Genomic DNA, 21,179 nt, shown 5'->3' on the forward strand with positions numbered 1-21,179 from the left:
CTTCTTCGGATAACCTATTTACAGGTGTAAAGATCGGTTATCCGAGTTAAGAGGATGATTTAAAGCATATTATAGATATGAAAAGCTCCGATAAAAGTTTTTATCGGACACTGATGTTTAAATATTAAAGATATGGGAATAACTAAAAGTTTCTTGTTAGAGTTAGCGCATGAAGTGAATAGTACTAAAAAAATTATTGCTTGCGTACCGAATGATAAGTGGGGATGGAAGCCTCATGTAAAATCTATGAGCCTTGGAGATTTGTCAAAGCATATCGTTGAATTGACAGTTTGGACTGAGAATATTCTTACCAAAGATTTCTTGGATTTTCAAGTTGATTATAAGCCGTTACAAGCGGTAACAACAGAAGATCTATTAGTATTACTAGACAAGTATGAAAAGGTGGTTATATCGGCTTTAAATGTATTTGATGAGGAAAAGTGGATGTCTGATTGGAAACTTAAGTCAGGTGATCACATTATTGTAGAAATGCCTAAAGTAGCAGCGAATAGATTCATAGTGAATAATCATATTTACCACCATAGAGGTCAGTTATCTGTTTATTTACGATTATTAGATATTGCTATTCCAGGTATGTATGGACCATCTGCAGATGATGCGAAGTAATATATGATTTAAAAATACATAAATAAAAAACCCTAACTACTTAGTAATTAGGGTTTTTGTGCCCGGAGTGGGAATCGAACCCACACTCCGAAGAACACGAGTTTGAGTCGTGCGCGTCTACCAATTCCGCCATCCGGGCCGATGACTTATCGTTTGTGAGTGCAAATGTAGATAAAAAAAATTAGGTACAAAGAAAAAATATAAAAAAAATCGTTTTGTCAATTTATATTTTATAAATTTGCACCGCTTAACAATTATAGTTGAGTTCTAACTCGCAACATAACAACTAATTATATAATGTCATATTTCGAACCAGACGCAAAGATTTTTGCATGCGCTCAAAGCGTTGAGCTTGCTGAGAAAATTGCAAAAGCATACGGAGTAGAATTGGGAAAAGTAACTTTGTCACACTACAGTGATGGAGAGTTTCAACCTTCATTTGAAGAATCAATTAGAGGTAGAAGAGTTTTCTTAGTATGTTCTACATTTCCGTCATCAGATAATCTGATGGAATTGTTACTAATGTGTGATGCTGCTAAGCGCGCATCTGCAAGACACATCACTGCTGTAATTCCTTATTTTGGATGGGCAAGACAGGACAGAAAAGACAAACCAAGGGTTCCAATCGGAGCTAAATTAGTTGCTAAATTGCTTGAATCAGCAGGTGCTACTCGTATTATGACGATGGATTTACACGCAGATCAGATTCAAGGATTCTTTGAGAGACCAGTTGATCATCTGTATGCATCGACTATTTTCTTACCATATGTGAAAAGTTTAAAGTTAGATAATCTAACTATTGCTTCTCCTGATATGGGTGGATCTAAGAGAGCTTATGCTTATTCTAAGTTCTTAGAATCTGATGTAGTTATTTGCTATAAACAACGCAAACAAGCTAACATCATTGATAAAATGGAGTTGATAGGAGATGTTACTGGTCGTAATGTTGTTCTAGTTGATGATATGATTGACACTGGTGGTACATTAGCAAAGGCTGCTGATATGATGATGGAGAGAGGAGCATTAAGTGTTAGAGCGATCTGTACACATGCTATTTTATCTGGAAGTGCTTATGAAAAGATTGAGCAATCAGCTATAGAAGAATTAATCGTTACTGATTCAATTCCTTTGAAAAAACCTTGTGATAAAATAAAAGTATTAAGTTGTGCACCTTTATTTGGTGAGGTAATGCATAATGTACATGCTAACGAGTCTATTAGTAAGACTTTTGTAGTTTAGAATTTATTAATTTTTTAAATATATTTAAATGAAATCAATTACGATTAAAGGATCAGAAAGAGAAAGCGTAGGTAAAGTATCAACTAAAGCCTTACGTAATGCTGGATTGGTACCTTGCGTGTTATACGGAGGAACAGAATCAGCAGTGCACTTTTCTGCAGAAGAAAAAGCATTCAAAAATTTAGTTTACACTCCAAACGTACACACAGTGGTAATTGAATTGGAAGGTGGGAAAACTTTCAACGCTATCTTACAAGATATCCAATTTCACCCAGTATCTGATGAAATCTTACACATTGATTTCTACCAATTACACGAGGATAAAGAAATTACATTAGAGGTTCCTGTTAAACTTAACGGAAATGCTAAAGGTGTAATGGCTGGAGGTGTATTAAACTTAAACTTACGTAAATTAAAAGTAAGAGCTTTACCAGCTAACTTACCTGATTTCGTTGAAGTAAACATCTCTCATTTAGAAATGGGGAACAAATTATATGTTACTGACGTTGCTGTTAACAATTACAAATTGTTACACACTGATAACACTGTAATCTGTCAAGTAAGAATTTCTCGTGCAGCTATGAAAGCAGCTCAAGAAGCAGCAAAAGCAGCAAAAACTCCTGCAAAGAAAAAATAATTTTTTTAGCAAGATATTTTCCAAAAGCATCTGTGTTTACACAGGTGCTTTTTTTTTGTGCTATATGTAAGGTTACTTATCTCGTTTAATGTATTTTTGCAATTCAATTAATTATGTCATTAATAGAGAGATGAAGAAGTTTTTAATTATCGGATTAGGAAATATAGGTGCTGAATATATTAATACACGTCATAATATCGGGTTTAAGGTAGTAGACGAAATAGCGAGAGAACTTGGTGGTGACTGGCAAACTGTGAAACTAGGAAGTTTAGCAGAAGTAAAGGTTAAAGGGAGAACACTGTTACTTCTTAAACCTAATACTTATATGAACCTTAGTGGGAAGGCTGTGCAGTACTGGATGGAGAAGGAAAAGATACCTGTTGAGAATATACTTGTGATAACAGATGATTTGAATCTTGCCTTTGGTACAATCAGGATTAAAGCAAAAGGTTCTGATGGTGGACACAATGGGCTTAAGAGTATACAAGCTACATTAAACTCAGCAGCATACCCTCGTTTTAGATTTGGTATCAGTGATGAATTTAAGAAAGGACAGCAAGTAGATTATGTTTTGGGAGTATGGGACGATAAGGAGAAAGAGCTTCTACCAGAACGTCTTAAAATGGCTTCTAAGGCAGTACAAGAGTTTGCTCTTGCAGGACTTAACAATGCAATGAATACCTATAACGGAAAGTAATTTTCTAAAAGGGTAGAAATATAAAAAGGGAGTTACTTGAATTAGTAACTCCCTTTTCTATTATTATGCTTGTGGTTGTACCACTGTAATGTGTAATTCTTCTAATTGTTCTGGAGTGATTGTCGCTGGAGCGTCAATCATAACATCTCTACCAGAGTTGTTTTTAGGGAACGCGATGAAATCTCTAATTGTCTCTTGTCCTCCTAAGATAGCAACTAACCTATCCAAACCAAAAGCTAACCCCCCGTGAGGTGGTGCTCCATATTGGAATGCATTCATTAAGAAGCCGAATTGTTTCTCTGCTTCTTCTTTGCTAAATCCAAGGTGTTTAAACATTAACTCTTGCGTAGCTTTATCGTGGATACGAATAGAACCTCCTCCGATTTCGTTACCGTTTAATACCATGTCATAAGCATTAGCACGTACTTTTCCTGGATCAGTATCTAATAAAGCAATATCTTCTACTTTAGGAGATGTGAACGGGTGGTGCATAGCGAAGTAGCGTTTTGCTTCTTCATCATACTCGAATAATGGGAAATCAATTACCCATAACGGAGCGAACTCATCTGACTTTCTTAATCCCATACGGTTACCTAATTCCATACGTAGAGCACTTAACTGTCCTCTTGTTTTGTTAGCAGGTCCAGATAATACTAAGATTAAGTCACCAGCTTTAGCACCAGTTACCTCAGCCCATTGTTTAAGATCTTCTTGGTCATAGAATTTATCTACTGAAGATTTGAATGTACCATCAGCTTCACATTTACAGTACACCATTCCTGATGCACCTACTTGTGGACGTTTAACCCATTCGATAAGAGCATCTATCTCTTTACGAGTATAGGCAGCAGCATCTGGTACAGCAATACCTACTACTAACTCAGCACTGTTAAATACACCGAATTCTTTATGTTGAGCTACAGCATTTAACTCACCGAACTCCATACCAAAACGGATATCTGGTTTGTCATTACCATATTTGCGCATTGCTTCTTCGAAAGTCATACGAGGGAATTTCTTCACCTCTATACCGTGGATAGATTTCAATAGATGTCTAGTCATTCCTTCGAATGTATCCATAATATCCTCTTGATCTACGAATGTCATCTCACAGTCTATTTGAGTAAACTCAGGCTGTCTATCAGCACGTAAATCCTCATCACGGAAACACTTCACGATTTGGAAGTATCTATCCATACCACCTACCATCAACAATTGTTTGAAAGTTTGTGGTGATTGTGGCAAAGCGTAGAATTGACCTGCGTTCATACGAGAAGGTACCACGAAATCACGTGCTCCTTCTGGAGTAGAACTAATTAAGTAAGGCGTCTCTACCTCACAGAAATCTTGTGCAGAAAGATAATTTCTAACCTCTTGAGCTACCTTGTGTCTAAACAATAAATTGTTCTTCACTGGGTTTCTACGGATATCTAAGTAACGGTATTTCATACGGATGTCTTCACCACCATCAGTATCATCTTCGATAGTGAATGGAGGTACAGCAGACTCGTTTAATACTGTAAGTGTGTGAACTAAGATCTCGATATCTCCCGTAGGGATATTAGGATTCTTAGAAGCACGTTCTATTACTTGTCCTTTTACTTGAATTACAAACTCTCTTCCAAGGTTTTTAGCTGCTTCGAATACTGCTTTATCAGTTCTCTCTGCATCAAAGATTAACTGTGTGATACCATAGCGGTCACGTAAGTCGATCCAAATCATAAAACCTTTATCGCGATGCTTGCTTACCCATCCAGATAGGGTAACTTCTGTATTTATATCCGAAGCTCTTAAGGCTCCGCAATTATGCGTTCTGTACATTGCTAAAAATTATTTCCTACAAATTTATAAACTTATTATGAATGATAGAATAAAAGCAGAGACAATATGTTTTAGTTTTTACTCTATTTGTGTTTTAAGTTGTTGCATTTCTTTTCATACGGATGAATACATAGGCAAGTAATGCTCCACATAATGCTAATCCTGCACCTATCCATTCAGGTGAATTATACCCTAATCCCATTGTGATAGGGATACCTCCTAATGAAGCTCCTAATGCATTACCGATATTAAAGGATGCTTGACCAGCCGAAGCCGCTAACATCTCAGATCCCTTAGCATTGTTAATTAATAACATCTGTAATGGCGATCCAATAGTGAATGCTACTAACCCTGTGACTAATGACATTGCGTATGCCATCCATTGAATATGAACAGTGTAATATACGATAATTAAACAAATCGCCATCCCACAAAACGAAAAGATTACCGCCTTAGCAGGAGGGAATGTATCTGCTAATTTACCTCCGACGAAGTTACCCATAAACATTCCTAAACCTACTAATGTCATCACTAGAGGTATTCTAGCTTCAGAGATTTGAGCAATATTAGTCATCATCGGTGCGATATAACTTATCCATGCAAATAAACCTCCCGTCCCTATCGAGATCAAAGCTACTAATACCCACGCAATAGGAGTTTTGAAGAAGGCGGTCTGTTTCTTAAGGTTTGTTTCTTTATCTGCCTCTAATTTTGGTACCCATGCAGCTATAGTTAACGCTGATATAACACCTAACGAAGCGATAAGCATATATGCCGTACGCCATGAGAATTCCTGTCCGATGTATGTACTTAATGGTACTCCTACTAAGTTAGCTGTTGTTAAACCTGCAAACATAATAGCTACGGCTTGAGCTTCTTTACCTTTTTTGGCTAATCGAGTAGCGACTACAGACCCCACCCCGAAGAATGCTCCATGAGGAAGTCCTGACATAAATCGTGAAATGATTAACGTAGTATAACTAGGTGATATAACGAATAGCAAATGGAAGAATGAGAACATTATCATCAGTGCCATTAGTACTTTGTGAGGGGCGTATTTATTAGAAGACATTACTAATAAGGGAGCTCCTACTACTACACCTAAGGCATACGTAGAGATAAAGTTCCCCGCTTTTGGAATACTTATTTGTAAATCATTAGCGATAGTAGGAAGTAGTCCCATCATTGAGAATTCTGTCATTCCGATGGCTAGTCCACCTACTGCTAATGCTATTAAACTTTTGTTCATTGTTGTTTTACTGAGTTTTAATTTTTATAAAATACTATATTGTTTCTTTACCTCTTTCGTATTGATTAGCCCATGCTAGATCTACACCTAGTTCTGTAGCAGCTCTCATAGCGAAGTGAGGATCTCTTAATAATTCTCTACCGAGTAAGATACAGTCAGCTTGATTGGCTTGAAGTATATCTTCTGCTTGTCTACCTGTTTTGATAAGACCTACTGTGCCTACTAGTATATCTGTTTGTTGTTTGATGGCTTCAGCGAAGGGTACTTGGTAGTTTGGGGCAACTTTTATCTGTTGATGTCTGACTAATCCTCCAGTACTCACATCGATTAGTTCCACACCTTTAAGATGTACTTGTTTGGCTAATTCGATACTGTCTTCTAAAGACCATCCGCCTTCAGCCCAGTCTGTAGCAGATATTCTAAGCCATAGACTCTGAGTAGTCAATACTGACTTAACAGCCTCTATTATTTCTATTGTTAATCTAATTCTATTTTCAAAACTACCACCGTATTCATCCGTACGTGTATTCGTTAGGGGAGATAAGAACTGATGAAGTAAATATCCATGTGCACCGTGTAGTTCTATTATCTCATAGCCAGCTTCTACAGCTCGTCTTGCACCTGATTGAAATGCTTTGATTATTCTATCTATCTCACCTTTGTCCATCTCAGTAGGGAGATTCTCTCCATCATTAAACGAGATAGGAGAAGGAGCGATAGTCTGCCAGCCGTTATTTACCGTTGGTGCTATCTGTGCTCTATTGATCCATGGTTTGTCACAGCTTGCTTTTCTACCTGCATGTGCTAATTGTATTCCAGGTACAGATCCTTGACTTTTTATAAACGTAGTTATCTGTCGTAATTTAGTAATATGCTCATCAGACCAGATACCTAAATCAGCATAGGTGATTCTTCCCTCTGGACTTATAGCAGTTGCTTCTTGTATAATAGCTCCTACTTTTCCTATCGCAAATTGTCCATAGTGAACCAAATGCCAATCACTCGCATAGCCATCTATAGCAGAGTATTGACACATTGGAGAAACAATAATTCTGTTGTATAATGTATTGTCCCTTAATACTAAAGGAGAGAATAGAGTTTTCATAAGTTGTGTGTTGTTTGGTGGTGCAAAGGTATAAAATCGAAAATAGAATAGAAGGTCTTTTGTCCTAAAGGATTTTGCGTTTGAATAATTATTACACTTATCTACTGTTTACTTCGACTAGGAAGCCTATATTTGTTATTTGTAATCAATATAAATAAATTAATAATGAACTATTTTAGAATACTTACTGGAGCATTACTTGTTGGTGTGCTTTCTGTTGGATGTAAACAGACGAATACTGAAGCGAAGTCTGAAGAGACTTTATCTATAGAGAATATGGGACGTACGATAAGCTTTAATAAGAAACTAGAGAATGTCGTTGTCTTTGACGTGGGGGCAATGGAGAATATGGCAGAGTTAAACATCCCGTTTAAGGGAATGGCTAAAGTCTACAGTCCTAACTTTCTTGCTAAATATGCAGATGACGAGAGTATTGAGAATGTAGGTTCTTTTATGCAACCTAACTATGAACTAGTCAGCTCTGTTAATCCTGATTTGATTATTATGAGTAGTTGGTTTGATAAGGATTATCCTGAGTTCTCTAAGATTGCACCGACGATAGCGCTTGGTATTGCAGGGAGCAACTATTTAGCGAGTACTAAAGAGAATTTAAAAACATTAGGTCAGGTGTTTCAAGTAGTTGATAAAACCGATAAGCTTATAGAGAATATTGACCATAAAGTTGAGCATATGAAGTCTGTCATCAGTAAGAGTGATGCGAAGGCTATGCTTATCTTGTATAATAGTAAGAGTTATAGTGTCTTTAGTGAGAACTCTCGTTACGGTTATATCTTTAATGATTTAGGGATTAAGCCTGCAGTAGTTGGTTTAGAAGAAGGTAGTGATCATGGTAATGTCGTATCTAGTGAGTTTATATTAGAACATAATCCTGATATTATCTTTATTATCGATAGAGGATTAGTGATGGAGAATAGACATGCAGATAAGAAGGACGTTGAGAACCCTTTAATCCAAAAGACGAATGCCTATAAGAATGGCAAGATTATCTATCTAGATCCTAATGCTTGGTATTTAGCAGGAGGAGGATATATCTCTTTAAATATGATGCTAGACGAATTAGCTCAAGCGTATAAGTAGTATAACCTTAAATCTGCAACTACCATTTACTGCGAATTAATTCTACTTCACATAGCTTCAATTAGCTCTAAAACCACACTACAGTGTGCTTTAATCACTAATTTTGCTCTGTTTTGTACAATTCATTCTCGTTTAAATGCTCTCTACAGATTTAAGGTATAAAAAAAGCCAACTGACTCAGTTGGCTTTTTGCTTTCTATTGTTTTTTGACAAATAGATTACTTGCTATTTTTTTAGTAACAGTGATCTGATGATTATCTACTTTTATAGTATACGATTGATCGAATGGTTCTATATCTATTATTTCTAGTTTAGAGCCTAGTGATATTTTTTGTTTATCTAAATATTGTAAGAACTCTGCAGAAGAGTCTTTAACCCCTACACACACTACTATTTTAGAAGGTTCTATTTCTGATAATAGTTTTTTATCTATCTGTTTTATCTCACCTTTAGCATTGGGAATAGGGTCACCATGTGGATCTTCTGTTGGAAAACCTAAAAAAGAATCTAATTTATTAATTAATTTCTCTGATTTAATATGTTCTAATTCCTCCGCTACATCGTGTACCTCATCCCAATTAAAGCCTAGTTTCTCTACTAAGAATACTTCCCATAGTCGGTGTTTACGCACGATCATCTTAGCTGCCATTACCCCTTTAGGAGTAAGTGTTACGCCTTGGTATTTTTGGTAAGTAATTAATTCTTTGTCATTTAGCTTCTTTATCATATCAGTCACAGACGAAGCCTTAGTCTCGATCTTAGCAGCTATCGCATTAGTCGATATCCCCTGAGATTGGCCTAGTGACAAGTGGAATATTGTTTTTAAATAATTCTCTTCTGAATAGGTAAGCATGGAATGTTTATTTGTTTAAATACAAAGTTAGCATTTTTTTATTTACAAATTAATTTTTAGCTTTGTCTAAATTTAATAACAAGACATGTGTAAAAGTATTTTTAAACTAGTATCAATAAATATTTTCTTTACTCTTTTTTTTGCATCAGTTGCCAATGCTCAGAATATAAAGGGAAAAGTTATCTCTAATGGTGAATCACTCTCTTATGCTACCGTCACTTTAGTAGGCACTTCTCACGGTGTAATGACGGATGATAAAGGAGAATTTATATTTGATCAATTAAAAGAAGGTAACTATACAGTGAAAGCTGAGCTCGTTGGTTTTAAGCCAATGACTAAAAAAGTAAATGTAAAGAATCAACAGAGTGTACAGATGTCATTCGACCTACAGGAAGATGCGACTTTAGACGAAATAGTTATCTCAGGAACATTAAAACCTGTACTTAAGTCAGAAGCCGTAGTACCTGTGGAGATTTATACTCCTGCTTTTTTTGAGAAGAATCCTACTGCGAGTTTATTTGACGCAGTACAAATGATTAATGGGGTACAACCTCAACTTAACTGTAATGTATGTAATACAGGAGATATTCATATTAATGGTATGGAAGGACCTTATACTATGATCTTGATTGACGGGATGCCTATCGTGTCTTCGCTATCGACAGTGTATGGGTTATTTGGTATTCCGACAAGTTTGATAGAGCGTGTAGAAGTGGTTAAGGGCCCAGCATCTTCCCTATACGGTACAGAAGCGATGGGGGGTATTATTAACGTAATTACTAAAGACCCTGAGCATGCCGCAAAGTTGAGCGTAGATGCCTTTAGCACCACTTGGCTTGAGAATAATATAGACTTAGGAGCGAGTTATAAACTTGGTAAGCACGTAAAAGGTTTGTTCGGTGGAAATTACTTTAAGTATGGTCAACGAAAAGACAAGAACGGCGATGGCTTTACAGATGTAACACTTCAAGACCGTATATCGATGTTTAATAAATTTAGTCTTAAGCGAAAAGAAGACAGAGTAGCCAGTTTGGCATTGCGTTATGTATATGAAGATAGATGGGGAGGACAGACAGATTGGAAACGCAAGGAGCATCGTGGAGGAGAAGAAGTATATGCTGAGAGTATATTCACTAATCGCTTCGAGGCAATAGGGATGTATCAACTGCCTACTACAGAGAATATCTATACACAGTTCTCTTATATCTATCACAAGCAAAATTCGTTCTATGGTCCCGAATCGTATAATGCGAAACAACAAGTGGCTTTTGCACAAGCATATTGGGATAAGAATATTGGTAACCACAGTATGCTACTAGGTGCGTCATTTAAATACACGTATTATGATGACAACACGAGAGCAACAGGTATCTATGATGAGAATGGATTAGTGAAGAACCAACCTCAAGAAACACCTATACCAGGTATATTTATTCAGGATGAATGGAAACTAAGTGATCAACATAAGCTTCTATTAGGGTATCGATTTGATTATGATCAGAAACACAAGGGAATTCACTCTCCTCGTATCGGATATAAATATACGCCAACAGCTAACCAAGCATTAAGAGCAAGCTTTGGTACAGGGTTTCGTGTAGTGAATGTATTTACAGAAGATCATAGAGCACTGACAGGGGCGAGAGAAGTAGTGTTCGCTGAGAAGTTAGATCCAGAAAAGTCGTATAATGCCAATCTTAATTATACCATTAAGGTGCCTTCAGATTTTGGAGTATTTAACTTCGATGTGAATGGATTCTATACTTACTTTACGAATAAGATAGACGCAGATACTGATACAGACCAGACTAAGATTATCTATGCCAACCTTGATGGGCATGCTATATCAAGAGGATTATCTCTAAATGTAGACGTGACGTTTGACATTCCGTTAAAGTTGATGGCGGGTGCTACCTATATGGATGTATTTAGAAAAGAGGATGGCGAGCGTGAGCAAATCTATCACTCTCCGAAATGGTCGGGTAACTTTATCGCAAGTTATAATTTTGGTAATGGATTCACTGCGGACTTGACTTCAGATTGGAAGGGACCAATGAGATTACCTCGTGTAGAGAATGATTATCGACCAGAATATTCGCCATGGACTGTTATCGCAAACGTACAGGTAACGAAGAAGTTTAATAACGGTATCCAAATATATGGAGGAGTAAAAAACTTGTTTAATACTCTGCCTAAAGAAGATACTATCGCGAGATGGTGGGATCCATTTGGCGAACCTGGTAATGGTGTAGCGCCACCAGCAGGTAGAAATGATGTAATCTTCGAACCAAATGATTATAGCTATACACCGCTACAGGGTATCAGAGGATTCTTAGGAGTTAGATATAACATATTTTAATTAGTTAGTTGACATTATGAGTAGATGTTTACTTTTTTTCATGTTGAGTTATTTCTTTGGGTTGACGACTTATGCTCAACCCAAGGAGATACTGTTCTCTGAGTTAGAATCGGCTATGGCTAAAGATCCTAAACCTGTGATGATATTCTTACACACAGACTGGTGTAGCTACTGCTCACTGATGGAACGCAAAACGCTGAAGAGTGATAAAGTCATTGGTAAGCTAAACAGAGATTTTTATTATATCTCCTTTAATGCAGAACATGATGAAGTGATAAAGTATAAAGGAAAGAATTATTCACTGAAGAAAGTAGGGATTAGTACTAAGCAACATGAGTTAGCTAAAGAGTTAGCTCAATCCAATGCTTATCCTGCAGTCATCTTTTTAGATGAGAAGCTTGAGGTACTCTATCGACACTTCGCATATGTCAAACCGGATGATATGTATAAAATATTGAATACCATCAAAACAACTAATAAAGGATAGTCAATATCTGTGATAATATAAACGTATATTTTTAGTATTTCTTGATTTTAGAAATGTTGTGAGAATATATAACACAGATACATCTTGCTTTTTATTCACCTATCCCTAAATGAGTCATACTATATTATGACTCAAATTAAAAGAGCCTTACACATTCATTGTTGTGTAAGGCTTTTTGCTTTATTGCTTCGGTTGCTGTTGTGTCACACAGTGTATCATACCTCCATAAGCATATAGGTTGCGGATATCGATACCGATCACCTTTCGTCCTGGGTATAAATTAGCGATTAGCTCGTTAGCTACTTTATCATTCACATCATTATAGTTAGGGACTAACACCTTATCATTCGCGACATAGTAGTTAATATAACTTCCCTTGTAGTATAGGTTCACTCCTGATGGCGTAGTCACATTTTTACTTGTCAAGGGCAAAGCTACTTTAGTGTATTCCTTATTCTCTATATTCGTAGCTGTGTATAAAGTAGTAATATCTGAAGCTGATACTCCCCACTCTGACAAATCTTTTTTACTCATCGTCACCATCACATCACTACTTACAAACTTAGCTATACCATCTATGTGCATATCTGTAATATCTTCTTTAGAGAATCCACCTTCTAACCAAATAAACTTTTTGGCACCTAAGTATTGAGAGAATATTTCTTCTGCTTGCGCCTGAGACATCCCTTGATTTCTAATCGAGTTAGCAGGATATTGACTAATGATAGCACTTTTAGTCGCTAATAGCACTCCTTTTGGATCAAGCTCTACAGCACCTCCTTCGTTTACCATCACGTCATTAAGATTTACTATTTCAGTATTGGTATCCTTAGCGATTAATGCAGGGATAGCATTACATCGTTCGTAATCAAACTTCTCTCCCCATCCATTAAATCCCCAATCTTGGATTACCAGCTTACCTTTGTTATCACGGACATAGATAGGACCGTTATCCCTTATCCATACGTCATCAGTCTTATAGATCTTGAAGTCAATATTCGTTAATGGAACATCGTTCTCCAGTAGTAGATCTGTGATACGCAGTCTCTCTGTCTCATTATATGCGATAAGGTGTACCTTCTCCGTAGACTGTAACGCCTTAGTCATCTCTACCCATATCTGATCTAATTCATCTGGATAATCTACCCCATGCTGATACTGATGAGGCCACTGTAGCCATGTCCCTTCGTGAGGAGCAGACTCTTCTGGAAATGTATATGTAGTTTGTTTCATCTTAGTGGGTGGATCTGTATCTATGTGATCAGCCGCATTACACGATTGGGTTAACATAGATAGGGTTAGACTTAGGGCAATGGTCTTTAGGAGCATCATTCTGTGATTTAATTGATTAATTATAGGAGCAAAGTTACTTCGAGTCAGCGATGTCGGATTGTTCTAAATTGACAAGTTTCTTTTCGACAGGAATTAAAATATGTGTTGCCCACGTATCAGACACAGTTTCATTAGGAAGATATTGCTCTATAATAGGAGTGGAGTCTATACTATAAGGAGTGTTATTCATCCACTGATAGTAGATATTTCGGTAGGTATCTTCTATAGGGCTGTGGTTATCAGGATGTGTATACCTCGCATACCACTGTCCGAAAATAGTCTTCTTTAAGAACGGTTTAGTATCTGTAACTTTAGTCATACAGGTTTCGTAGCGAGTTCTGGTTTTATCAGAGATAAGGGGTTGATCGATGATAACCCCAAATAGCAGCGAGTCTGTGGTAGAGGGTATATAGTTATCTACCTGTTGCCATATCGTGTTAATGGCATCCGTGTTATAATCATTAGTGATATATACATTATAATAGACTGCTAAGGGAGACATATAAACATAGTCAAACGTTATATCCTTAGATTCTATCTGATGTGATGCTATATAAGGAATGAATAGCTCTGCTTTATTCTCTCTCGCATTAAGTGGTGTAATGCCAAACTTCTGCTTAAACGCCTTCGCAAAAGATTGATTACTCTCAAATCCTACATTAAGGGCTATCTCTGTAATGGGTAAATCCGAATATATAAGTGACTTATAGGCATTCTCTAACCGCAGACGTGTGATACATCTGCCTATCGTTTCTTTAGTCAACGCTAAAAATACACGCTGTATGTTGCGATAAGAGTAGTGAGACACCTCCTCTAATTCCTCAGGGAATATCTTTCGATGACTATTGGCTTCGATGTATGCTATGAGTTTTTGTATTCGGTGTATATCCATATAGTTAGGTTGTCATAGAGGAGATTAGTATTGAGCTAAAGTTAAGAATAATGAGGCTTTTTATACGAAGTAAAGTGACCTTTACTATTGATTTTTTTACAGCTTCTTAGTGGGTGGTCGGCTGATGGTCGGCATGTGATGGGCATATGATCGGCTAAAAAGTGCTATAAATAAGCCTATCACTAGCCGAGCATATCGGGAACATGTAGGGAGCATGGTAATTATATGTCACGGATTGTGGCTACTGTGTGATGTTTCTTAAAGAAGTAAATGCCCTATTTCATTGATACAGTATACTTTATTTTATATAAACTAACTATTTAGTTTGTAAACTAAAAAAATAGTTATATGTTTGTGATATCAAATTACAATTATGGAAAAGCTGACTAATAAAGAAGAGGAGATTATGTGTATCCTCTGGAAACTTGAGAAGGGATTTGTCAATGATATTTTAGAACATATGCCAGAACCTAAACCTCATTATAATACACTGTCTACACTGGTGCGTATCTTAGAAGAAAAAGGAGTGGTGTCTTATAAAGCGTATGGAAAGTCTCATCAATATTTTCCATTAGTAAAGATGGAGGACTATCGCAAGATGTTTATGGAAGAGACGATGGAGAAATATTTTGATAATTCGTTTAGTAATCTAGTGAGTTTCTTTGTGAAGGATAAGAAGTTATCTAAGAATGAATTAGATGAATTGATGCAAATTATAGAACAGAATAAAAAATAATTATTGCTGTTTAAAATGCTGACAAATAAAATTATTAGTTAGGATTTTGATTTATTTACTGTTTTGTCTTGACACCAAAAAGTAACAAAAAAAGTCAAGACAGTAACTCCTAAACGGTCAATGTACAATGTAAATTCTTAAACTAAACAAACTCCCTTCGGTCAGACACTGTTTAGTTTTACAGAATTCACATCTATTGACGCTCGCTTATGCGTTTACGCGCTTGTCGCTTCGCAAGAATATTTATTTGAGAGAGAATATCTAGCTTGTGTTCAGAAAAAAAATAGTTTGATTATTAACCAACCAATCAACTGGACTTATGACACCCATTCTGATATATATATTAAAAGTAAACGGATTGCTATTAATAGTCTATCTGTTTTATAAATTGTTCTTACAGAAGGAGACTTATGTACGAGCTAATCGCTTATACTTCTTGTCAGGAGTGGCGTTAAGTGTTGCTTTGCCTTTGTTTACTTATACTAAAGTAGAGACAGTAGAGTTAGAACTAATTCCTGAAAAGTCAGGTATTGTTGTTGATGCTAATATGCCAATGAAGACAGGAGATTATGTCTTGTCTAGTGGTGAGACTGATGTTCCTTTGGATGCTAATAGGATGATTCCAATTAGTGATTCTACTTTATCCAATGAAGAGGGAGCTTTAGAAAGCACCCCTAATAGTAAAGATTTAAAACACTTGGCTGTTGAAACAGCTGTAGTACAACAGTCAGATTGGACCTCGGTTGATTATTATGGCTTAGCTATGGGGCTTTTTATAGTTATGACTGGACTTAGTCTTTTATGGCTAGTGTATAAAGTACAGAGGTTAATGCGTCATATTTATAGACTTCCCATTAGTCAGATAGATGCGAGTGTGCGTATAGATTACAGTACTACTGATGCATATTCGTTTTTGAGATGGGTAGTGTTACCTAGCGATTATAAGTCTATGGATCAGTTAGAGGTGGTATTAGCTCATGAGCGTGTGCATGTGAGACAGTGGCACAGTGTGGATCTTATTCTTATGGAGATCTTAAAGCATCTGTTTTGGTTTAATCCTATGTTACATCTGTTACAGAAGGAGGTTAATCTTAACTTAGAGTACATTGTAGATGAGCAGATAGCTCTTGAAGAGGATGTGTATAGTTATCAGAGAGCATTAGTGCTGTATGAGTCTAATAAATTAGGGTACACTCCTATGGTGAATACATTCGGTTCTTCTGATTTGAAGAAGCGTATCTTAATGCTTAACAACCCAAAATCAACGAATATGAAACGTTTAAAATATTTATTACTTAGTCCTGTGGTAGGAGGCTTCTTCTTTCTATTTCAGATAGAGGTGCAAGCGCAGTATGTAGCGAAAGTTAGTGATACATCTACTGTACCTGAGTCACCTCAACCTATGTCTGTTGATGTGATAGAGGAAATGATAAAAGTAGGGGAGGAAGCTAAGCTTTTAGGTGAAGAAGCAAAACACATAGGTGAAGAAGCGAAACGCGTAGGAGAGGATGCTAAAACTTCAGCTAAAAAACTTGAAGAGATTAACACTGTTCTTTCTAAAGTATCTGTATCTGGCGATAATAATAAAACTCCACTATATGTAGTAGATGGGAATGTGGCGAAGGAGATCAAAGATCTAGATACTAATACGATTGAGTCAATAGATATCCTTAAAGGTGATTCGGCTACTGCGCTATATGGAAATAGAGCAATGAATGGGGCAGTAGTAATTAAATTAAAGAAGAATGTAAAAGATGTTCCTTATATCGTGAATGGATTTGTGTATTCTTATAACGAGTTTACAGCACTAGGCAATCCTGTGTCTAGTATTGCTAGTATGGATGTATTAGATACAGATACAGCTACTAAACGCTATGGGGAAGTAGGTAAGAATGGGGCTATCGTGGTCAAACTGAAACCTGATACAGAATGGACGAATAAAGGGAGCTTTATGGATGGTGCTCGTAATGTAGGGTATGCTTCTGGGACTTCGTCTTATAAGCTAAGTCTGGAAGATAAAGAGGGTAATACGATAGAGTCTAAGACTTATAAATCAAGAGCAGAAATGGATAAAGCTATGGAAGCTGGAATAAAGAAACTTGATGAAGAAGCGAAAAAGAAGGAAATAGAAGCGCGTAAAGAAGATATTTATGCTCAACTAGGAAATAAGAAACAAGAGAATACTGTTAAGAGAGAAAAAGCAATAGCTGAAGCAGAGAAGAAAAAAGATGAGGTATATAGAGCTCAAAAGAAAGTATTAGATGATGCAAGAAAACGTGGTGATAAGAATCTAGTAGATAATGCTGTAATGTATGTAGAGGGAAAGGAATTATCTATGGATAAATCAGGAGAGTATAAAGACCAAGTAAAAAGTGTTCGCATATATACTAATACTGATGCAAAGGCGAAGTTAGGTTATACAGGAGAATACAAAGTTATGGAGTTAACCCTAAAAACAGAGGAAGATAGAGAAAATGAGAAGAAAGTAGCTGAGGTAACCAAGAAGTATAAAGCGCAAGTAGCGGATAGATTTAACGAAGTTAAGAAGGAAGAGTTTAGTGGATTGTTATTAGTTAATAATGTGGAGAAGTCTAGTACTGAACTAAAGAGTATTAATAGCGCTGATATTGTGACTATGGAGGTTTATAAAGGTTCTCCTGCAATAGAGAAGTATGGAGATAAGGCAAAAAACGGAGTAATTTTTATTAGAACAAAGTAATATCATAAATATTAAGATTATAGTTAGCAGAAGGCAATCTCAGTGATGAGGTTGCTTTTTTTGTATGTATGTACTTGACAATATAGATTTAACCCAGATTCCGCACTCGCCCTATACTACGAATAAATTCTACTTTACATCTCTTTCATTTCTTCTAAAACCATACTATAGTATGCTTTTTTCATAAATTCAGAGCTGTTTTGTATAATTTACTCTCGTTAATAGGTCGATCGCGTATTCTGGGTTTAAGGTAACATCTCTTTCGGGGTTAAAATCCCATTTTCAAGAAATAGTATTTTAGTAGAGATAGAATCTACTAAATCAGTATTATGATCAGTGAGTATAATAATCTTATGCCTAGCCGCCTCTGTTATGACGTTAGCGATGAACTCCTGTAGTATAGGAGATAATCCTGCAAAAGGCTCATCTAATAGGCAAATGGGTTGAGGTAAGCTTAGTACATAAATCGTCTGGATGAGCTGTTGTTCACCTGTGGATAACTCGTCTATTTTAGTATTAAGGTATTGATATAGGGATGTGTTTCTAAGGATGTCTTCTCTAATAACATCTTTTACTCTTAGATGTTTAGGGAAGAAGTTGAATTGAGGTTTATAACTAAAGTACTTATTAAGATGATGTCTATTGGTAATTACGCTATTATCTACTTTGATGTGATGATAATCAGATTTAATACTACCAAATAATATGTTCATCAGTGTTGATTTGCCTGATCCATTTCGCCCACGGATATTGAGTATGTCTCCAGTATTAGCAGATAAGTAGACACCTCTTAATATAGGCCTATTCTCAATAGAATAGCTTAGGCTGTCTACGTGTAAGTTATGACTATATTGCATTTAGTAAGTATTGGATTAGACTTGTGATAAATAAGCAGCAAAGTGCTGTTATGATTAATACCAGTGGGATATTTGTTTGGTTGTTGCGATGATAGAGTAATTCGTTTCTTTTAAAAGTAAAGAAATAAATCAGATACATACCTATGCTAATTACGGGGATAAAAATAAATAACACATCTCTCATTAATATAGTAACTACCGTGTTTAGGATTAGTATCGTTATTATATTTCTCCACGGGATAGATAGACTAGAATCCATAAGTAAATAGAAATAAGGTTTATATGATGTAATTTACAGTTATTAATCTAAAAGTCTACTTGTATTATGACAATTTTGTCTATCTGGGTAAGGGGATAATAGATATGAAGTAATATGGGGTTAAGTATAGCGATAATCTTGAGGATTTCTTAGGAGTGTGAATTAATTGTAAAACTTTGTAGTTCATATTGGCTTTCAATAGATTTAAGTATATTTGCCTATAAACTAATAACATCAATATGGATTTCGGTACAATTATTAAACAAGCTCACTCAGGTGTTGCTTATTTAGCTGTGATTTTTCTAGTGATCGCTGTAATCAATGCGTTTATGGGAATGTCAGCAAACAAAGAGTTTAAAGACAAAGACAAAAAACTTGGATTGTTTGCATTAATCTTCACACATACACAATTATTGTTAGGTCTTATCTTGTATTTTGTTTCTCCAATGGTTCAAGGATTTGGAGTAGCAATGAAAGATTCTACATTAAGACTTTATGCTTTAGAGCACCCATTAATTAATATCATCGCAATCGTGTTAATTACTATCGGATGGTCTAAACACAAAAAAGATGTGGATAACAAAACTAAGTTTAAGAGATTTGCAATATTCTATACATTAGGTTTAATCTTGATCTTATCAAGAATTCCATGGAAAATGTGGTTACCAAGTTTATTCGCATAAGCTTATATTAAATATAGAGAAAGGATCTTCGAAAGAGGGTCCTTTTTTCGTTTGGTATGCTTCTTGCAAATATTCCCTTGTAGAATTATTAAAAGAGACATGAAAGCATATCAATATTTACTGGCTATACTATTTATGGTTTTCCTATCAAGTTTTGGTGGGACAACAAGAATCGTAAAAGAGAATAAAGTTAAAATTGCATTGGCAAAAGTAGTTCCTGATTCAATCACAGAAGAGAACGATTCTATCGTTATGGCTGCAGATACAGAAGAGGAATTTATTGTACTAGATGAGGATACTCAAGCGTCATATTACCATGATAAATTCACTGGAAGAAAGACAGCAAGTGGAGCAGTATTTAACAACAAGGAATACACAGCAGCCCATAAATCACTGCCTTTCGGGACTAAAGTGAAGGTAACTAACTTAAAGAATAAACGCTTCGTAATTCTTACAATTACAGATCGTGGACCATTCGTTAAAGGAAGAAATATAGATATGTCAAAGAAGGCTTTTGGGGACTTGACAGATAATGTAAACCGAGGTGTTTTAGATGTTAAAATCGAGAAATACGTAGGCGAAAATGAAGAGCAATTATAGGCTAACATACTACATCAGTATATGCATTCTAATGTTGTTTTTAGGCGGATGTTCTGCTAGTAAAAACGCAAATAATTCTACAAAAGGCAATTACAAAACTAATGTAACTGCATCCTATTACCACAAAAAGTTTAACGGAAAGCGTACAGCGAGTGGGGAAAAATTCCACAATTCGGGTATGACAGCCGCACATAAATCCCTTCCTTTTAATACTAAAGTGAAAGTCACGAACCTAAAGAATAATAAATCTGTAAAAGTTCGTATTAATGATCGTGGACCTTTTGCGAAAGGCCGTGAGATCGACCTTTCTAAAAAAGCTTTTATGAAAATAGCAGACCATAAGAATGACGGTCTGTTACAAGTAGATATTAAGATAATCAAGTAAATATTACCAGTTTTTAAATGGGTTATTGGCGATATAAGAGTTGTAATACTTTAAATCACCTGTAACTTCTTTTCCTAACCAATTCGGTTTGTCATAGGCTTCGTTTTCTGCAGATAGTTCTATCTCTGCTAGAATTAACCCATCATTATCACCGTGAAATACATCTACTTCGAAAGTGTGTATTCCATATTTGATTAAATATCTAGTCTTAGAGATAACGTAATCTTCACAAAGATTGATTAGTTGGCTAGCTTCATTGAAGTCAATTGGTTTTTCCCACTCTAGACGTGAGGTACCTGCTCCATTACTCTTTCCCTTTATTGTTATAAAAGCTAATTCATCTTTTAGTCTAATACGAACAGTCCTTTCGGGATGAGAGTTTAAGTATCCTTGAGTGATTTTATTGAACTTATAAGATTGTTCGATGAAGTCCAATGAGTTGACTAAAAATTTTCTTTCTATTTCGATCATTGTTTTGAGAATAAAATGTAATTTTATGCCAAAATAAAGTATTTTATTTTATTAACTATTCAAAAGTAGAATTTTT

At 35.8% G+C, this 21,179-nt stretch carries 20 protein-coding genes and 1 tRNA gene; 12 read left to right on the plus strand and 9 right to left on the minus strand.

Going from position 1 to position 21,179, the window contains the following annotated elements; all coding sequences use genetic code 11:
- The first annotated feature begins 132 nt into the window (after positions 1 to 132).
- Positions 133 to 627: a DinB family protein gene (locus CF599_RS01265; RefSeq protein WP_121964236.1), complete on the plus strand. Its 495-nt coding sequence runs from the start codon at positions 133 to 135 to the stop codon at positions 625 to 627.
- A 59-nt stretch (positions 628 to 686) separates the two neighbouring features.
- Here CF599_RS01265 and CF599_RS01270 read toward each other — a convergent pair.
- Positions 687 to 766 (minus strand) — tRNA-Leu (locus CF599_RS01270).
- Positions 767 to 924: 158 nt separating this feature from the next.
- Between CF599_RS01270 and CF599_RS01275 the strand changes: the two genes are divergently transcribed.
- From CF599_RS01275 to pth, 3 genes are all read left to right on the plus strand, one after another.
- Complete coding sequence (locus CF599_RS01275) at positions 925 to 1,866, plus strand: ribose-phosphate pyrophosphokinase (RefSeq protein ID WP_121964237.1); 942 nt, start codon at positions 925 to 927, stop codon at positions 1,864 to 1,866.
- A 28-nt stretch (positions 1,867 to 1,894) separates the two neighbouring features.
- Positions 1,895 to 2,503 (plus strand): 50S ribosomal protein L25/general stress protein Ctc, encoded by a 609-nt coding sequence (locus tag CF599_RS01280; protein ID WP_121964238.1) that lies wholly within the window; start codon positions 1,895 to 1,897, stop codon positions 2,501 to 2,503.
- A gap of 130 nt (positions 2,504 to 2,633) precedes the next feature.
- Positions 2,634 to 3,200 (plus strand): aminoacyl-tRNA hydrolase, encoded by a 567-nt coding sequence (gene pth, locus CF599_RS01285; protein WP_121964239.1) that lies wholly within the window; start codon positions 2,634 to 2,636, stop codon positions 3,198 to 3,200.
- A 63-nt stretch (positions 3,201 to 3,263) separates the two neighbouring features.
- Here the strand turns inward: pth and aspS are convergent, their stop codons facing one another.
- The 3 genes from aspS to CF599_RS01300 all read right to left on the minus strand — a co-directional run bounded on the left by aspS (position 3,264) and on the right by CF599_RS01300 (position 7,375).
- Complete coding sequence (gene aspS, locus CF599_RS01290; protein WP_121964240.1) at positions 3,264 to 5,021, minus strand: aspartate--tRNA ligase; 1,758 nt, start codon at positions 5,019 to 5,021, stop codon at positions 3,264 to 3,266.
- A 94-nt stretch (positions 5,022 to 5,115) separates the two neighbouring features.
- Entirely contained in the window at positions 5,116 to 6,270 is a 1,155-nt protein-coding gene (locus tag CF599_RS01295; protein ID WP_121964241.1) for an MFS transporter, read from the minus strand.
- 34 nt (positions 6,271 to 6,304) lie between these two features.
- The gene (locus CF599_RS01300) at positions 6,305 to 7,375 is read right to left on the minus strand and encodes an NADH:flavin oxidoreductase/NADH oxidase (RefSeq protein ID WP_121964242.1); all 1,071 of its coding nucleotides are present in this window, start codon (positions 7,373 to 7,375) and stop codon (positions 6,305 to 6,307) included.
- Between the two features lie 165 nt (positions 7,376 to 7,540).
- Between CF599_RS01300 and CF599_RS01305 the strand changes: the two genes are divergently transcribed.
- A complete protein-coding gene (locus tag CF599_RS01305; protein ID WP_121964243.1) occupies positions 7,541 to 8,473 on the plus strand; it encodes a siderophore ABC transporter substrate-binding protein in 933 nt (310 codons plus the stop codon).
- Positions 8,474 to 8,669: 196 nt separating this feature from the next.
- Here the strand turns inward: CF599_RS01305 and CF599_RS01310 are convergent, their stop codons facing one another.
- Entirely contained in the window at positions 8,670 to 9,326 is a 657-nt protein-coding gene (locus tag CF599_RS01310) for a metal-dependent transcriptional regulator (protein WP_121964244.1), read from the minus strand.
- An 85-nt stretch (positions 9,327 to 9,411) separates the two neighbouring features.
- Here CF599_RS01310 and CF599_RS01315 point away from each other — a divergent pair, with 85 nt between their 5' ends.
- Both CF599_RS01315 and CF599_RS01320 read left to right on the plus strand, forming a co-directional pair.
- Positions 9,412 to 11,682 (plus strand): TonB-dependent receptor, encoded by a 2,271-nt coding sequence (locus CF599_RS01315; RefSeq protein WP_121964245.1) that lies wholly within the window; start codon positions 9,412 to 9,414, stop codon positions 11,680 to 11,682.
- 16 nt (positions 11,683 to 11,698) lie between these two features.
- A complete protein-coding gene (locus tag CF599_RS01320) occupies positions 11,699 to 12,169 on the plus strand; it encodes a thioredoxin family protein (protein ID WP_121964246.1) in 471 nt (156 codons plus the stop codon).
- Positions 12,170 to 12,349: 180 nt separating this feature from the next.
- Here CF599_RS01320 and CF599_RS01325 read toward each other — a convergent pair whose 3' ends face one another.
- Positions 12,350 to 13,501 (minus strand): agmatine/peptidylarginine deiminase, encoded by a 1,152-nt coding sequence (locus CF599_RS01325; protein WP_254050214.1) that lies wholly within the window; start codon positions 13,499 to 13,501, stop codon positions 12,350 to 12,352.
- A 34-nt stretch (positions 13,502 to 13,535) separates the two neighbouring features.
- On the minus strand, positions 13,536 to 14,393 hold the full coding sequence (locus CF599_RS01330; protein ID WP_121964247.1) for a GyrI-like domain-containing protein: 858 nt from the start codon (positions 14,391 to 14,393) through the stop codon (positions 13,536 to 13,538).
- Positions 14,394 to 14,766: 373 nt separating this feature from the next.
- Here CF599_RS01330 and CF599_RS01335 point away from each other — a divergent pair, with 373 nt between their 5' ends.
- Together CF599_RS01335 and CF599_RS19475 are read left to right on the plus strand one after the other, a co-directional pair.
- Entirely contained in the window at positions 14,767 to 15,129 is a 363-nt protein-coding gene (locus CF599_RS01335) for a BlaI/MecI/CopY family transcriptional regulator (protein ID WP_121964248.1), read from the plus strand.
- Between the two features lie 319 nt (positions 15,130 to 15,448).
- Positions 15,449 to 17,848 carry a M56 family metallopeptidase gene (locus tag CF599_RS19475; RefSeq protein WP_158221760.1) on the plus strand — a complete coding sequence of 800 codons (2,400 nt, stop codon included), beginning with the start codon at positions 15,449 to 15,451 and terminating at the stop codon, positions 17,846 to 17,848.
- 245 nt (positions 17,849 to 18,093) lie between these two features.
- Here CF599_RS19475 and CF599_RS01350 read toward each other — a convergent pair whose 3' ends face one another.
- The gene (locus tag CF599_RS01350; protein WP_121964249.1) at positions 18,094 to 18,705 is read right to left on the minus strand and encodes an ATP-binding cassette domain-containing protein; all 612 of its coding nucleotides are present in this window, start codon (positions 18,703 to 18,705) and stop codon (positions 18,094 to 18,096) included.
- A 498-nt stretch (positions 18,706 to 19,203) separates the two neighbouring features.
- On the opposite strand from CF599_RS01350, the gene CF599_RS01355 reads away from it, so the two are divergent.
- The 3 genes from CF599_RS01355 (at position 19,204) to CF599_RS01365 (ending at position 20,632) form a co-directional block, all read left to right on the plus strand.
- The gene (locus CF599_RS01355; protein WP_121964250.1) at positions 19,204 to 19,647 is read left to right on the plus strand and encodes a hypothetical protein; all 444 of its coding nucleotides are present in this window, start codon (positions 19,204 to 19,206) and stop codon (positions 19,645 to 19,647) included.
- Between the two features lie 99 nt (positions 19,648 to 19,746).
- Entirely contained in the window at positions 19,747 to 20,247 is a 501-nt protein-coding gene (locus CF599_RS01360) for a septal ring lytic transglycosylase RlpA family protein (protein ID WP_121964251.1), read from the plus strand.
- Positions 20,231 to 20,632 (plus strand): septal ring lytic transglycosylase RlpA family protein, encoded by a 402-nt coding sequence (locus CF599_RS01365; RefSeq protein WP_121964252.1) that lies wholly within the window; start codon positions 20,231 to 20,233, stop codon positions 20,630 to 20,632. The genes CF599_RS01360 and CF599_RS01365 overlap by 17 nt, the downstream gene beginning before the upstream one ends.
- A gap of 3 nt (positions 20,633 to 20,635) precedes the next feature.
- Here the strand turns inward: CF599_RS01365 and CF599_RS01370 are convergent, their stop codons facing one another.
- On the minus strand, positions 20,636 to 21,103 hold the full coding sequence (locus CF599_RS01370) for a CYTH domain-containing protein (RefSeq protein WP_121964253.1): 468 nt from the start codon (positions 21,101 to 21,103) through the stop codon (positions 20,636 to 20,638).
- Positions 21,104 to 21,179: the final 76 nt, after the last annotated feature.

The organism is Myroides sp. N17-2 (genome assembly GCF_002286775.1).
In the GTDB taxonomy this organism is placed as follows: domain Bacteria; phylum Bacteroidota; class Bacteroidia; order Flavobacteriales; family Flavobacteriaceae; genus Flavobacterium.

Bases quoted from the DNA above. Each gene is read 5' to 3' on its own strand.
- CF599_RS01265 (WP_121964236.1), top strand. From the start codon at position 133: ATGGGAATAACTAAAAGTTTCTTGTTAGAGTTAGCGCATGAAGTGAAT.
- CF599_RS01275 (WP_121964237.1), top strand. From the start codon at position 925: ATGTCATATTTCGAACCAGACGCAAAGATTTTTGCATGCGCTCAAAGC.
- CF599_RS01280 (WP_121964238.1), top strand. From the start codon at position 1,895: ATGAAATCAATTACGATTAAAGGATCAGAAAGAGAAAGCGTAGGTAAA.
- pth (WP_121964239.1), top strand. From the start codon at position 2,634: ATGAAGAAGTTTTTAATTATCGGATTAGGAAATATAGGTGCTGAATAT.
- aspS (WP_121964240.1), bottom strand. From the start codon at position 5,021: ATGTACAGAACGCATAATTGCGGAGCCTTAAGAGCTTCGGATATAAAT.
- CF599_RS01295 (WP_121964241.1), bottom strand. From the start codon at position 6,270: ATGAACAAAAGTTTAATAGCATTAGCAGTAGGTGGACTAGCCATCGGA.
- CF599_RS01300 (WP_121964242.1), bottom strand. From the start codon at position 7,375: ATGAAAACTCTATTCTCTCCTTTAGTATTAAGGGACAATACATTATAC.
- CF599_RS01305 (WP_121964243.1), top strand. From the start codon at position 7,541: ATGAACTATTTTAGAATACTTACTGGAGCATTACTTGTTGGTGTGCTT.
- CF599_RS01310 (WP_121964244.1), bottom strand. From the start codon at position 9,326: ATGCTTACCTATTCAGAAGAGAATTATTTAAAAACAATATTCCACTTG.
- CF599_RS01315 (WP_121964245.1), top strand. From the start codon at position 9,412: ATGTGTAAAAGTATTTTTAAACTAGTATCAATAAATATTTTCTTTACT.
- CF599_RS01320 (WP_121964246.1), top strand. From the start codon at position 11,699: ATGAGTAGATGTTTACTTTTTTTCATGTTGAGTTATTTCTTTGGGTTG.
- CF599_RS01325 (WP_254050214.1), bottom strand. From the start codon at position 13,501: ATGATGCTCCTAAAGACCATTGCCCTAAGTCTAACCCTATCTATGTTA.
- CF599_RS01330 (WP_121964247.1), bottom strand. From the start codon at position 14,393: ATGGATATACACCGAATACAAAAACTCATAGCATACATCGAAGCCAAT.
- CF599_RS01335 (WP_121964248.1), top strand. From the start codon at position 14,767: ATGGAAAAGCTGACTAATAAAGAAGAGGAGATTATGTGTATCCTCTGG.
- CF599_RS19475 (WP_158221760.1), top strand. From the start codon at position 15,449: ATGACACCCATTCTGATATATATATTAAAAGTAAACGGATTGCTATTA.
- CF599_RS01350 (WP_121964249.1), bottom strand. From the start codon at position 18,705: ATGCAATATAGTCATAACTTACACGTAGACAGCCTAAGCTATTCTATT.
- CF599_RS01355 (WP_121964250.1), top strand. From the start codon at position 19,204: ATGGATTTCGGTACAATTATTAAACAAGCTCACTCAGGTGTTGCTTAT.
- CF599_RS01360 (WP_121964251.1), top strand. From the start codon at position 19,747: ATGAAAGCATATCAATATTTACTGGCTATACTATTTATGGTTTTCCTA.
- CF599_RS01365 (WP_121964252.1), top strand. From the start codon at position 20,231: ATGAAGAGCAATTATAGGCTAACATACTACATCAGTATATGCATTCTA.
- CF599_RS01370 (WP_121964253.1), bottom strand. From the start codon at position 21,103: ATGATCGAAATAGAAAGAAAATTTTTAGTCAACTCATTGGACTTCATC.